11 protein-coding genes are annotated in these 12,020 nt (G+C 60.8%); 9 read left to right on the forward strand and 2 right to left on the reverse strand.

Annotated elements, in window-relative coordinates:
• Nucleotides 1-236: 236 nt before the first annotated feature.
• Nucleotides 237-902: an HAD family hydrolase gene (locus ACVWY1_RS21310; RefSeq protein ID WP_277503884.1), complete on the reverse strand. Its 666-nt coding sequence runs from the start codon at nucleotides 900-902 to the stop codon at nucleotides 237-239.
• A gap of 195 nt (nucleotides 903-1,097) precedes the next feature.
• Here ACVWY1_RS21310 and ACVWY1_RS21315 point away from each other — a divergent pair, with 195 nt between their 5' ends.
• The 4 genes from ACVWY1_RS21315 to ACVWY1_RS21330 all read left to right on the forward strand — a co-directional run bounded on the left by ACVWY1_RS21315 (nucleotide 1,098) and on the right by ACVWY1_RS21330 (nucleotide 4,835).
• Entirely contained in the window at nucleotides 1,098-1,508 is a 411-nt protein-coding gene (locus ACVWY1_RS21315; protein WP_457378719.1) for an acyl-CoA thioesterase, read from the forward strand.
• A 268-nt stretch (nucleotides 1,509-1,776) separates the two neighbouring features.
• Nucleotides 1,777-2,304, forward strand: coding sequence for a thioesterase family protein (locus ACVWY1_RS21320; RefSeq protein WP_052752599.1), 528 nt, complete (start codon nucleotides 1,777-1,779; stop codon nucleotides 2,302-2,304).
• A gap of 167 nt (nucleotides 2,305-2,471) precedes the next feature.
• On the forward strand, nucleotides 2,472-3,233 hold the full coding sequence (locus ACVWY1_RS21325; RefSeq protein ID WP_277503888.1) for a hypothetical protein: 762 nt from the start codon (nucleotides 2,472-2,474) through the stop codon (nucleotides 3,231-3,233).
• A 3-nt stretch (nucleotides 3,234-3,236) separates the two neighbouring features.
• Nucleotides 3,237-4,835, forward strand: a complete 1,599-nt coding sequence (locus ACVWY1_RS21330) for a hypothetical protein (RefSeq protein ID WP_277503889.1) — start codon at nucleotides 3,237-3,239, stop codon at nucleotides 4,833-4,835.
• Between the two features lie 124 nt (nucleotides 4,836-4,959).
• On the opposite strand, the gene ACVWY1_RS21335 is transcribed toward ACVWY1_RS21330, so the two are convergent.
• The gene (locus ACVWY1_RS21335; protein WP_258598000.1) at nucleotides 4,960-6,291 is read right to left on the reverse strand and encodes an HD domain-containing phosphohydrolase; all 1,332 of its coding nucleotides are present in this window, start codon (nucleotides 6,289-6,291) and stop codon (nucleotides 4,960-4,962) included.
• Between the two features lie 191 nt (nucleotides 6,292-6,482).
• Here ACVWY1_RS21335 and ACVWY1_RS21340 point away from each other — a divergent pair, with 191 nt between their 5' ends.
• The 5 genes from ACVWY1_RS21340 to imuA all read left to right on the forward strand — a co-directional run bounded on the left by ACVWY1_RS21340 (nucleotide 6,483) and on the right by imuA (nucleotide 12,020).
• A complete protein-coding gene (locus tag ACVWY1_RS21340) occupies nucleotides 6,483-7,490 on the forward strand; it encodes a cytochrome-c peroxidase (RefSeq protein ID WP_431196997.1) in 1,008 nt (335 codons plus the stop codon).
• Entirely contained in the window at nucleotides 7,487-9,301 is a 1,815-nt protein-coding gene (locus ACVWY1_RS21345; RefSeq protein WP_457378720.1) for a DAHL domain-containing protein, read from the forward strand. Before ACVWY1_RS21340 ends, ACVWY1_RS21345 begins: the two co-directional genes overlap by 4 nt.
• Nucleotides 9,298-10,710, forward strand: coding sequence for an ATP-binding protein (locus ACVWY1_RS21350; RefSeq protein ID WP_277503890.1), 1,413 nt, complete (start codon nucleotides 9,298-9,300; stop codon nucleotides 10,708-10,710). Before ACVWY1_RS21345 ends, ACVWY1_RS21350 begins: the two co-directional genes overlap by 4 nt.
• An 81-nt stretch (nucleotides 10,711-10,791) precedes the next feature.
• Nucleotides 10,792-11,400 carry a transcriptional repressor LexA gene (gene lexA / locus ACVWY1_RS21355; protein ID WP_457378721.1) on the forward strand — a complete coding sequence of 203 codons (609 nt, stop codon included), beginning with the start codon at nucleotides 10,792-10,794 and terminating at the stop codon, nucleotides 11,398-11,400.
• Nucleotides 11,400-12,020, forward strand: coding sequence for a translesion DNA synthesis-associated protein ImuA (gene imuA, locus ACVWY1_RS21360; RefSeq protein ID WP_102685452.1), 621 nt, complete (start codon nucleotides 11,400-11,402; stop codon nucleotides 12,018-12,020). Before lexA ends, imuA begins: the two co-directional genes overlap by 1 nt.

Genomic DNA, 12,020 nt, shown 5'->3' on the forward strand with positions numbered 1-12,020 from the left:
GGGCGCAGCGCTTGACGGGCATCCATGCCCGTCACCTCCCTCCGCAAGACCTGCGTTCGGCCTCCTGAAGTCGCGAAGTTACGGGCGGCGCCTGGACTAGCGCAGCTGTCGCTAGCTGGGTAAGGCGCTAGACTCCTGATCGGCAACGGCAACGGCAACGGCAACGGCAACGGCAACAGCTCGAACGCTCACAGGACCAACTCGACCTACCGCGCAATGCCAGCGGCACCAATCGTTCAGGCCGTGGCTTGCATCCGCGCGATGATGTCCCACAACCGCGGATCGGCATAGTCTTCGATCACCAACCGCGCTCCGGCTTCCAGCAGTCGTTCGGCCGGCTGGGTAGTGGCCAGGCCCACGGTAAAGATGCCTGCATCGACAGCTGCCTTGACGCCAGGCAGCGAGTCCTCGAAGGCCAGCGCCTGCCCGGCCTGGGCCTGCAGGTACTGCAGCCCGGTGAGGTAGGGCAGGGGGTCGGGCTTGGGCCGTGCCAGCTCATCGGCGACCAGGACATGAGCGAAACGCTCGCCAAGGCCCAGGGCCCCGAGCATGTGCTCGGCGTTCAGGCGCGGGGCGTTGGTCACCACGCACATGCCGATGCCGTGCCGCTCGGCATGTTCCAGCAGGCGCAGCAGGCCGGGCATCGGCGTCAAGGTTGGCGACAGTTCGCGGAACAACGCCTCCTTGCGCTCGGCCAGGGCCTGGCGGTGGGCGGCATCAGAATGGGGGAACAGCTCGGCGAACAGCAGGCCGTTGGAGCGGCCGCTGACCTGGGTGTTGAACTGCTCCTGAGTAAGCTCGCGGCCATCGTGGTCGCGCAGCAGCTTGCGGAAGGCTTGCAAGTGCAGGGTGTCGGTGTCGGTTAGGGTCCCATCGAGATCGAACAGCAGGGCGGTCAGCATCGGGCATCCTTAAAGGGGAGAAACCATTCAGCAGCATACTATGCCATCAGCATTGGAAAGTGCAGTTGGCCTGTTCCTGCGCATCTTCGGCGCAAGACTCACAGGCGTGGGGCTGCCAAGCAAACGCCTCAGCCTCAACAGACCCTGAACGGTTAATATCGGCTGCCAGGCATTACAGCACGGAGCACTCACCCCATGTCTTTTGTCACCACCCGCAGGATCCTGTTCGGCGATTGCGACCCCGCTGGGATCGTCTATACGCCGCGTATCGGTTACTTCGTCATCGAGGCGATACACGAGTTTCTCTCCCACCGGCTGGGCGGCGAAGGCCTGCGCAAGCTGTTCGCCATGGGCGTGATGCCGCCGGCGCGGGCATTGTCCATCGAGTTCCTGTCGCCGATGGCCTGGGACGACCTGATTCGCGTGCACGTCAGCAGTGGGCCGCTCGGCCGCACATCGTTCAGTTTTGCCGTAGAGGGGCTCGGGGCCGGTGGCGAAGTGTGTTTTCGGGCCAGCATGACCCAAGTGTGCGTCTGCCCCGAAAGCAAGCAACCGGTTGAGCTGCCCGAGGCACTGCGCCAGGCACTGTGCAGCACTACAGGCTGATGCGCATCACAACGGATAGATATTTCATCAACAAACAAACGATTCAGCATCAATTGGATATAAAGTCCAAACGTGACCGGTTATTCAGTTGCGGTTTTCCGTTTAAATGAGGCTGTTGCCACTGGTTGCTCCTGCTGAAAGCTGTTAGCTTTCGCCTCGCTCAGGAATTAAACAAGCAGGCCTGCAACGCGCCGCTTGCGGTCACCCGAACAAACAACGGGCGATCGAACAGGGAACGATAATAAAAATCCTAGGGAGGGATAACCGGATGAATCTCTACATCCGTTTGTTGCTGGCTGTTCTACGCGGTTTCTTCAAGCCGCCGATGGCCCTGACCGACACACTGCAGCGAACGCTGCGGGTCTGGCCGAACGACATAGACATCAATAAACACATGAACAATGGCCGTTACATGACGATTGCCGATCTGTTCATGCTGGAACTTTGCCTGCGCGCGAAAATCCTCATTCCTGCCTTCAAGTTGGGCTGGAAGCCCATGCTCGGCGGTAATCTGGTCGTCTATAAAAAGCAACTTTCCATGTTCGAGCAGTACACCGCCGAGTTCAGCATCTGCTGCCTCGACGAGAACTGGACCTACTTCCAGTACACCTTCTTCAACCGTGCCGGTGAAGTGGTGGTGACTGGCTATTCCAAGGGCGCCTGGGTCGGTCGCAAAGGGCTGGTCGCCAACGCGGTGATCGCCGAAAAGCTCAAGGTCGAACCCACTACCGCGCCGATGCCCGAAGCCATCAGGAAATGGCTGGAGGCTGAGGCCCACGTGCTCGGCAAGGCCTGAGCCAGGCTGCGTCGCGGCCCCCCTTGGCAAACACCTGACACTCACGTAATCCGTCCATTGCTCCACGGCCCCAGGCCTGTGGCCTGGCGCCGCGCGCGGCAGGCTTTGCCGTGCCCGGCATTCGCGCCTGCCCCACGTCGATCCATGAATGAGTAGGGAAACACCTCATGCCGAACACCTTGTTGTTGATGCTGGTTCTTTTCGCGGTCTTTCTACTGGTCGCCGAGCTGTTCAGGCGCTACCGCCTGGTGGGCCTGACCTTCTTCGTGCTGTCGCTGCCGGCGTTGCTGGTGCCGAACGCCAACCTGTTCATGCGCATCAAGACCATCAGCGTGCTGCTGCCCATGTGCTTCCTGGCGTATGCCAGGTACAGGCCGAAAATCGAGGGTTTCATCTACAAGCTTATCTACGTGGTGATCGTGCTCAACATCATCGAAGCCTCGGTGATCGACTGGCAAACCGGCAACGTCCTCAACATCGTCGCCGCCGTGGGCCTGATCCTGTGTCTGCCGTACTCGCGCCAGCACTGGGAGATCTCTGGCCGTCATCACGATTTCGTGGTGCGCGTCCCTGCCTACTGGCCCTACCTGTACACCACCTGGAACCTGTGCTTCCTGTACTCGGCACGGATCACCACCTTCGGCTATGCACTGCCGCTGTTGCTGGCGCCAGTGGCCTACGCCTTGCTCCTGCGCCGCACCGACCTGTATTTCCAGGCCCGCGCCTACACCTTCGGCTTCTACCTGTTCGTGCGCACCATCGCCGGCGACACCCCGCTGATGAACCTGCCGGCCTTCGACCTGACGACCTGGTACAGCCCCGACGCCGCGCTCGCCTGGAGCGTCGTCAATGTGATTTTCACAGGCGCCTGCCTGTACAGCTACGGCGCAAGCCGCAAAAAGAACAAAGCGATCGAACAAGGAGTCTGAAGCATGTTGGAAGTTATCCTGCTGGCGTTTTTCATCACCGTCAGCCCCGTGATCCTGTTGATGAGCAAGACCCGGGCCGAGCCATTGAAGCATGTGTACATCGGCCTGTATTACGTGAAGTTCGTGCCGTTGCTGCTGTCGTTGTACGCGATTAACCTCAGCGCCAGTTTCCTGGCCTGGAAGTGGGTCCAGCTGAAGTGGCTGCTGCCTCGCTACTTTGGCTATCGCCACTACAATCGTGACTCCATCTCGATGGAGAGCACGCCGATCCCGGGCACTGACTACCACATGGGCTACATCCCCAAGAAACTGCCCGCCGAACTGGTCTATCGCTGGAGGAAAGACAAGGTCTACCACAACTATATCCAGTCGATCATCAAGGCCAACCGCGACTACTACAAAGTACCGCTGGGCCAGTTCCCGCAACCGACGGCGATTTCCGACGAGGACCTGAAAGTCTTCCTGATGTCGTCGCAGATCACCCACTACCTGCAGACGGTCGATGGCGTATCGACCTTCGACATGCGTGATTTCACCCGCGAGATCCGCCTGTCCAGTTCGGTGTTCGACGTGGCCAGCATCTCCATCGCCCAGGACTTCGCCACCGACAGCATGCGCATTACCCTGCGCGACGGCTTCAGCGTCGGCCCGGGCGAGCCGCACTGGGACCTGGCCAAGGTGTACTTCATGTCGAACACCATGGTGTTCTTCATCCTCGGCGCGCACCTGCACCACCACCTGTTCTTCGCCGAAATGGGCGCGGCATTCCTGTTCAACCTGGTGCCCAAGGATTCCAACTTCCACAAGCTGATGGATCCGCACACCGCCTATATCCTGATGCTCAATCACCAGTTCAAGGAATCGCCGCTGTCGTTGCGCGAAACCACCGGTATCGCCGACAAGTTCCTCTACAGCTGCATCGGCTACTACTCGGCGCAGACCTTCTACAAGGTCGGTTATGAAAACGCCCTGAACATGTACAACAAGCGCGACACCGAAGACCAGGCGCTGACCCAGAAATTCGAGATCAAGTTCGCCATCCCGTTCGACCAGTACCTCAATGGCCAGCACGCGCTCAATGCCCAATACCGCGACTACTACGCGGCGGTGCTGAAGTTCGTCACGACCAGTTACGACGACCTGCTGCGCGACGGTTCCGAACCGTATATCAACAACTGGGTCGCCGAGCTGTGCCGCTATGTCAACCTGCCGTGCCCGGCCAATGACAAGGCTTTCAACATCGAAGTGATCGCCACCTACATCTGGTACGTGTCGTTCGTCCATTCCCTGGAGCACTACCAGTTCCACAAGTACAAGATGAACTACTGCCTGCTGACCCGACTGCCGTTCTCGGTCGCCAAAAACCTGCCAGCGGACCAGGTGTTCAGCCAATACGACATCTGGAAGTCCAAGCACATCGTGCACACCTTCGGCAAGAATCACCTCAATGCCGGTGTGTCGGAAAGCTATGCCGACCTGGACTACAAGTTCCGCGACCTGTCGCTGATCGACAAGCAGGCGCAACTGAAGAAGGACGTGCTCGGCCTGCTGGAGAAACACCAGACGCCAAACGAGGCGATCGCCTTGTCCATTCGTTATTGAGCAGCCATCCAACTGAACGTTCGCTCGCTGGGAAAGCTGCAGCCCGGCATTACCCCAAAGGCCAGCTTTCTCATGGGAGCCTGACTTCAACTCCAGGCACTTTTTGTACAACGCTCGGGAGACGTCATGCGCTCACCTGTGGCACTTTGACGAATACCGTGTACTGACCGTGCTCCATGGCTTCAAACGCTATCAATTTTTCCACAAGCGCGGCGCTCAATACCTTTCCGGCGTTGAGCAGTAACATGCCGTTGTCAGCGTTCAGGTTGCGTGCCAGCACCATCCCGGCGGCCAGTTCATGGGTGGTGCAGGCTTGGACTTCGGGGTCCGCGAGGCTTAGATCATTGACAAAGGTCGCACAGACAATGACGAAATCCTCCAACAGTGCCGGGTCATACAAGCGGCCCGAATATTTGCGCAGGTAGAGCAAGGCCTCGTCGCTGTTCATCTGCCGTTCGAGTACCAGGCCTCGCTGCAGTTCGACGAAATCCACGACCAGTTTGAGCAGGCGGGCGCCAAACGGGATGCACTCACCTTTGAGGCGGTCCGGGAAACCGCTGCCGTCCCAATGTTCCTGATGATGCAGGATCAAGCGCGCAGCATCTTTCATAGGCTCCAGGGTCATCAGCAATGATTCGCTTTGACGGGGGTAGTCGCGATAGCGCTCGCTGTGTTTGAGCAGGTCCGAAGGGGCGACCATCATGCTGTCCGGCCAACTCAGCTTGCCGACGTTGTACAGCGCGGCAGCCATGGCAAGGTCGCGGCTGGTCGCTTCGTCCAGGGCGTGGGCCTGGCAATAGCCGCGCACCAGATCGATGATTTGCCGGTTGGTCTGCTTGGCTGGCGGCAGGCGCAGGTTGGCCAGCATCGAGAACACTTCGGTGCCAGTGACGTAGCTGTGTTTCAGTTCCTCATAGGCCAGGTCCAGCATGTCGGCGGTCTGTTGCAGTTCGGCGGTACGGGCGGCCACGCGTTTTTCCAGGTTGATGTTGAGCAGCCTCAACTGGGCATTCTGCTTGCGTGCAAGTAATTCCAGGCTTTGGCGCTCTCGTTCGATACGCTGGTGCTCCAGGGCCTGGCGCAAGGTCAGCAGCATTTCGTCGTCGTTCCAGGGCTTGCTGATGTAACGATGGATACGCCCGTCGTTGACAGCCTTGATGATGGCGCCTGGGTCGGCATACCCGGTGAGCATGATCCTGACGGAAGCCGGGTGGCGCTGGTGAACCTGCGCGAGCAAGGTGGCGCCGTCCATGCCCGGCATCCGCGCATCGCTCATAACCAGGTCCGCTGGGTGTTCGGCCATCAGCGCCAGCGCCTGTTCGCCGCTGGTTGCCAACAGCAGGTCATAGGGTTGGCCACGCAATAGCCGGCGCAGGCTATTGAGAATCGGCTCCTCATCGTCGACGAGCAACACGGTCGGCCGATACGTTGGGTTCAGAGTGGGTTGCGCTTCCATGGCGGGCCTCCCCCAGTCGGTCCATGGACGCGCATCACCGAAGCGCGCCAAGGCAAAGGCTAGATCATTTTTTGCGCCATGGGCGTTGCAGGAATGCCGGGTGAATGGCAGGCAAAGAGTACCAACGGCATCTAATCTGATGGGGGCACCCTGTTGTGCACTTGTCAGCCAAGGGATAAAGGACTTCCCGGATGATCGAGCCCAATACCTGTCGCCATTCCCACATCAGCTGGCGTTATGCGCGATCCCGAGGCTGCTGGCGCTTGCTGGTGATGCTCTGCCTGTGTGCGGGCGCCGGGGCCGAGCCTCTGGATGAGCCCCTCAAGCCCCTGCCGCCGATTCCGACACTGGTGCCTGAGCGTGTCGAATTAGGGCGCCAGTTGTTCAACGACGTGCGGCTATCGCTCAACAGCAGCCTTTCGTGTGCCAGTTGTCATCGTCCCGATAAGTACGGGGCCGACGATAGGGCGTTTTCGATAGGGGCCGATGGTCAGCCACTGTCGCTGAACACCCCGACGGTGTTCAATGCCAGCCTCAATTTCCGTCAATTCTGGGATGGCCGGGTCGAGTCGCTCGAGGAGCAAGGCAATACCGTGATCACCAGTGCCCATGAGATGGGTGGGGATTGGGGGGTGATCGTGCAACGCATCGCCAGCGACGACCGCTACCGCCATGCGTTCATCAATACCTATGCCGATGCCGTGACGAAGGCCAACATCCTTGACGCCCTTGCCAACTATGAACGGACCTTGCTGACACCCGGCTCGCGGTTCGACCGCTACCTGCAGGGCAACACCGAGGCGCTTACCCGGCAAGAAAAATACGGCTACGAGCGTTTCAAGGACTATGGCTGCATCGCGTGCCACCAGGGCGTGAACATTGGCGGCAACATGTTCCAGAAATTTGGCGTCTTCGGCGATTATCTCGCTGACCGCGGCAATCCCACAGCCGCGGACCAGGGCCGCTTCAACGTCACCGGCGATGAAGCCGACCGGAGCGTCTTCAAGGTACCGAGCCTGCGCAACGTGGCGATGACCGCGCCCTACTTTCATGATGGTGCGGCGCCCACGCTCGAGCGCGCGGTCGAGGTCATGTTCCAGTACCAGCTGGGGCGTGTGCCAAGTGAGGAGGACCGGGCCTTGATCGTGCTGTTCCTCAAGACCCTCACCGGTGACAGGGCAGGGACAGACACACCATGAAAACGATCACACGGCGTGGCAGCCTGCTGTTGCTCAGTGGCGTGGTCCTGACGCTTTCCGCCACGCTGGGGTTCCTGTATCTCAATTCCGGTTCGGAGCTGACCCAAGCCTACAACGAGTCCCGCGACCTGATCCGTCAGCTCAAGCAGCAGGATGCCCTGTGGGAAAACGAGATGCTCAAGGCCCGCGTGGCCCTTGCCCACGACTACGATCCGCTGGTAGCACCACTCAAGGAGATGAAGCGGCTATGGGCACGCTTCGACAGCCAGGAGGCAGATCAGGGGCGCAACGACTCGGGCCAGTGGCGCGATGCCCATGATGATTTCCTCGCGTCGCTGGGAGAAAAGGCGCGGCTGGTGGAGCAATTCAAGTCGCACAATGCGCTGCTGCGCAATTCGCTGGCGTTCCTGCCCGCGGCCGAAGACAGCGTGCAGGCCCAATTGGGCAAGGTGCCCGACCCCGATCGGAAGGAAGTGCACGATTTTGCCACCGACACCTACGACCTGTTGCTCAGCGCTCTGGAATTCGCCCAGGTAACCTCTGCGGACAAGGCCGCAGAGATTGAAGTCGGGTTGGGTGCATTAGCCGTCAACGTGCAGAACCTGCCGGAGGAGTTTCAGACGCCTGTGAGGCTGCTGAGTAGCCATGTGGCATTGATTCTGCGTGAGCAGCCCATTGTCAACCGGCTGCTCGAAGACATCGAGGCAATTCCCGTAGCCGAGCGGCTGGACAGCCTGACCAGTCTGCTGGACCACGATCAGCAGCAGGTCGAGAAGAGCGATCGCAGGTATCACTTGTATACCTTGTGGCTGTCGGGCCTGCTGGCACTGTCCGTGGTGGGTCTGGCCATGATGCTGTTGCGAAGCTTCGCAGAAGTGCGACGGGTCAACAGCGCCTTGCAGGCCGCCAACGAAGTCCTGGAACAACGGGTCGAGGACCGCACCCGGGAGCTCAGGAACGCCCAGAGTGAGCTGTTCAGCGCCGCGCGCCAGGCTGGCATGGCGGAGATCGCCACCAATGTGCTGCACAACGTGGGCAACGTACTTAACAGTGTGAACACCTCCTGCGAACTGATTGCCCGCATTCTGCGCAGCAGCAAGACCACGGGCTTGGGCAGGGCTGTGCAACTGATCGATGAACATGCCGATGACCTGGGCCGATTCATCACCGAGGACCCCAAGGGCAAGTTGCTTCCCGGCTATCTCAACCAGGTGGCCGAGGCTATTACCCAGGAGCAGCGCGGCATCGTGGTCGAGCTGGAGAGGATGAACAAGAGCGTCGACCATATCAAGGAGGTGGTGGCCACCCAGCAATCCTACGCCGGTGCCAAGAGCGTGCCCGAGCCGCTGTCAATCCACGAGCTGATCGAGGACGCACTACGCATGAACGCGGGGGCGCTGACTCGGCATCAGGTGTCGGTGTTGCGCGACTTCGGCGATGTACCGCAGGTAATGGGTGACCGACATCGGCTGCTGTTGATCCTGATCAATCTCATCAGCAACGCAAAATACGCCATGTCGGGTCTGGGCAACGAACATCGGACCATGACGCTCAAGACAAGGATCATCGAGGGTGAATTCCTGGAGATGAGCGTGCTGGATGAAGGCGAAGGCATCATCCCGGAAAACCTGCAGAAGATTTTTGCCCACGGCTTCACCACCCGCAAGGATGGGCACGGATTCGGTTTGCATAGTTGCGCCCTGGCTGCCATCGAGATGAACGGCCATTTGACGGCTCATAGCGATGGCCCAGGCCTGGGGGCGCTTTTCACCCTGCGAATTCCGCTGATCGCGGTAACGGAGCCTGCATGAGTGACCTGGCCAATCGCCGCATTCTGCTGATCGACGACATGCCTTCGATCCACGAAGACTTTCGCAAAGTCCTGGCTCCGATCAGGCTGAAGAACGCCGAACTCGACGAGATGGAGGCGCTGTTGTTCGGCGAACCGGCCAAGCAGGAAGGACCGGTGTTCGAACTCGATTCGGCCTACGGTGGCGAGGAAGGCCTCGGTTTGCTTAAGCGCGCGCTGCAGGCCCAGAAGCCCTATGCGCTGGCTTTTGTCGACATGCGTATGCCAGATGGCTGGGATGGCGCCAAAACTATCGAGCACCTGTGGCAGGAGGACCCCCAGTTGCAGGTGGTGGTGTGCACCGCATATTCGGATTACTCCTGGGACGAACTGCTCGACCGACTGCGCGCCCACGACCGTTTGCTGATCCTGAAAAAACCCTTCGACAACATCGAGGTTCAGCAGATGGCCAGCACCTTGTTGACCAAATGGGAAATGACCCAGCGTGCCTCATTGAAAATGCACCAGCTCGAACAGCGGGTTGAGCAGCGCACCCATGAGCTGAAGCATGCCAGCGAGGCACTGCAGCGTGAAATCGACGAGCGCAAGCAACTGGAAAGCCAGCTTGTGCAGTCGGAAAAGCTTGCATCGTTGGGCCAGATGGCTGCCGGCGTAGCGCATGAGATCAACAACCCGATCGGGTTCGTGTCATCCAATCTCGGTACCCTGGAGGGGTATTTCCAGCAACTGGCGACGATGCTTGATGCCTATCGCCATGCCGAGCAGGGCCTGGGCGCCAGTGAAGTCAGCGCGGCATTGCAGAGGCTGCGCGAGCAGACCGAACTGGATTTCCTGAGGGAAGACATTCCTGTGCTGATCAAGGAGTCCAAGGAAGGGATTGGCCGCGTTGCGCAGATTGTCAAGGACCTCAAGGACTTTTCGCGCGTCGACAGTGCGCAGCAGTGGCAATCGGCCAACTTGTTGCAGGGCATTGACTCCACGGTGAACATCGTCGCCAGCGAGCTCAAGTACAAGGCCGATGTGATCAAGCGGTACCAGCCGTTGCCCGATGTCGAGTGCCTGCCGTCGCAGATCAACCAGGTGATTCTCAACCTGCTGGTCAACGCGGCACAGGCGATGGGCTCTGAGCGCGGCACCATCACCTTGAGCACCGGCCAGCTGGACGCCAGTGTCTGGATCGAGGTAGCGGATACGGGGTCAGGAATTGCGCCGGAGCATCTGCAGAAGGTCTTCGATCCGTTCTTTACGACCAAGCCTGTCGGCCAGGGGACCGGGCTAGGGCTCTCTCTGTCCTACGGCATTATAAAAAAACACAGCGGGCATATATCCGTCCGTAGTCAGGTTGGAGAGGGCACGGTCTTCACCATTGAACTGCCGGTCAAACAGCAAGCCCCAAGCGTAGTGCCTTAGATAGTCGGTAAATAGGCGACATCCAGGCGGCCGACGAAGGGGGCTGTTCAGTTTTTGTGGAAAAGAGTACAAATGTGCTCCATGAACAATTTATCCCCCAAACGCCGCGCCATCCTCGAATTCATCCGCGAGCGCATCACCGATCAAGGCCAGCCGCCGTCGCTGGCCGACATCGCCGAGCGCTTCGGTTTCGCTTCGCGCAGCGTGGCGCGCAAGCACATCACCGCCCTGAGCCAGGGCGGCTTCATTGACGTCACGCCCAACCAGGCGCGGGGTATCCGCCTGGCCGAGCCGTTGCGTCGGCCCGAGATCCTCGAAGTGCCGGTGCTCGGCCAGGTCGCCGCCGGTGCGCCGATCGGGCCCGACCTCGACATCCACGAGCAGTTGCTGCTCGACCCCAGCCTGTTTCGGCGTACCCCCGACTACCTGCTCAAGGTGCGCGGCAACTCGATGGTCGACGACGGCATCTTCGATGGCGACCTGGTCGGCATTCGCCAGCAGGGCGAGGCCCGCGACGGGCAGATCGTGGTCGCCCGGCTCGACGGCGAGGTGACCATCAAGCGCCTGCAGCGCACCCGCGACGGCTATCGGCTGCTGCCGCGCAACCCGGCCTATGCCCCCATCGACGTGAGCCCCGAGCGCGAGTTCTTCATCGAAGGCGTGTTCTGCGGCTTGCTGAGGCGTGACTGATGGGCGCGGTGGTCGAACTCGACCGGCTGCTCGATCAGCGCCAGGTATGGCGTGGGCGGCAGGCCCAGGCGCGTCCGCAGGGCCTGCAGCCCACCGGGCATGCCGCCCTCGATGGTCGGCTGCCGGAAGGCGGTTGGCCGGCGGCGTCGCTCAGCGAGCTGCTGCTGGCCAGCCCCGGCTGCGGTGAGTTGCAGTTGCTCTGGCCCACGCTCGCCCGGCTGAGCGGGGAAGGGCAGAGGGTGGTGCTGGTGGCGCCGCCGTTCATCCCTTATGCGCCGGCCTGGCAGGCTGCCGGGGTGGACCTGCGCTGGCTGGTGCAGATCGACGCCGAGGCCGGCGATGCCCTGTGGGCAGCCGAGCAGTGCCTGCGCTCGGGCAGTTGCGCGGCGGTGTTGTGCTGGCCGGAGCGTGCCGATGATCGGGCGCTGCGGCGTTTGCAAGTGGCCGCGGAAACCGGCAACGCGCTGGCATTCGCCTGTCGTCCGCGGCAGGCCGCGCTGAACCCATCGCCTGCCGCCCTGCGCATCGCCCTCGACCTGCGCCCGGCACAATGGCGCGTGCTCAAGTGCCGGGGTGGCCTGCCACCTGCCGCACCCATCGCCTGCCCTGGGCAGGGGTGA

It is taken from the genome of Pseudomonas sp. TE6288 (assembly GCF_054062095.1).

What these genes read in the sequence shown, in the direction of transcription:
- ACVWY1_RS21310 (WP_277503884.1), bottom strand. Translation starts at nt 902, where the DNA reads ATGCTGACCGCCCTGCTGTTCGATCTCGATGGGACCCTAACCGACACC.
- ACVWY1_RS21315 (WP_457378719.1), top strand. Translation starts at nt 1,098, where the DNA reads ATGTCTTTTGTCACCACCCGCAGGATCCTGTTCGGCGATTGCGACCCC.
- ACVWY1_RS21320 (WP_052752599.1), top strand. Translation starts at nt 1,777, where the DNA reads ATGAATCTCTACATCCGTTTGTTGCTGGCTGTTCTACGCGGTTTCTTC.
- ACVWY1_RS21325 (WP_277503888.1), top strand. Translation starts at nt 2,472, where the DNA reads ATGCCGAACACCTTGTTGTTGATGCTGGTTCTTTTCGCGGTCTTTCTA.
- ACVWY1_RS21330 (WP_277503889.1), top strand. Translation starts at nt 3,237, where the DNA reads ATGTTGGAAGTTATCCTGCTGGCGTTTTTCATCACCGTCAGCCCCGTG.
- ACVWY1_RS21335 (WP_258598000.1), bottom strand. Translation starts at nt 6,291, where the DNA reads ATGGAAGCGCAACCCACTCTGAACCCAACGTATCGGCCGACCGTGTTG.
- ACVWY1_RS21340 (WP_431196997.1), top strand. Translation starts at nt 6,483, where the DNA reads ATGATCGAGCCCAATACCTGTCGCCATTCCCACATCAGCTGGCGTTAT.
- ACVWY1_RS21345 (WP_457378720.1), top strand. Translation starts at nt 7,487, where the DNA reads ATGAAAACGATCACACGGCGTGGCAGCCTGCTGTTGCTCAGTGGCGTG.
- ACVWY1_RS21350 (WP_277503890.1), top strand. Translation starts at nt 9,298, where the DNA reads ATGAGTGACCTGGCCAATCGCCGCATTCTGCTGATCGACGACATGCCT.
- lexA (WP_457378721.1), top strand. Translation starts at nt 10,792, where the DNA reads ATGAACAATTTATCCCCCAAACGCCGCGCCATCCTCGAATTCATCCGC.
- imuA (WP_102685452.1), top strand. Translation starts at nt 11,400, where the DNA reads ATGGGCGCGGTGGTCGAACTCGACCGGCTGCTCGATCAGCGCCAGGTA.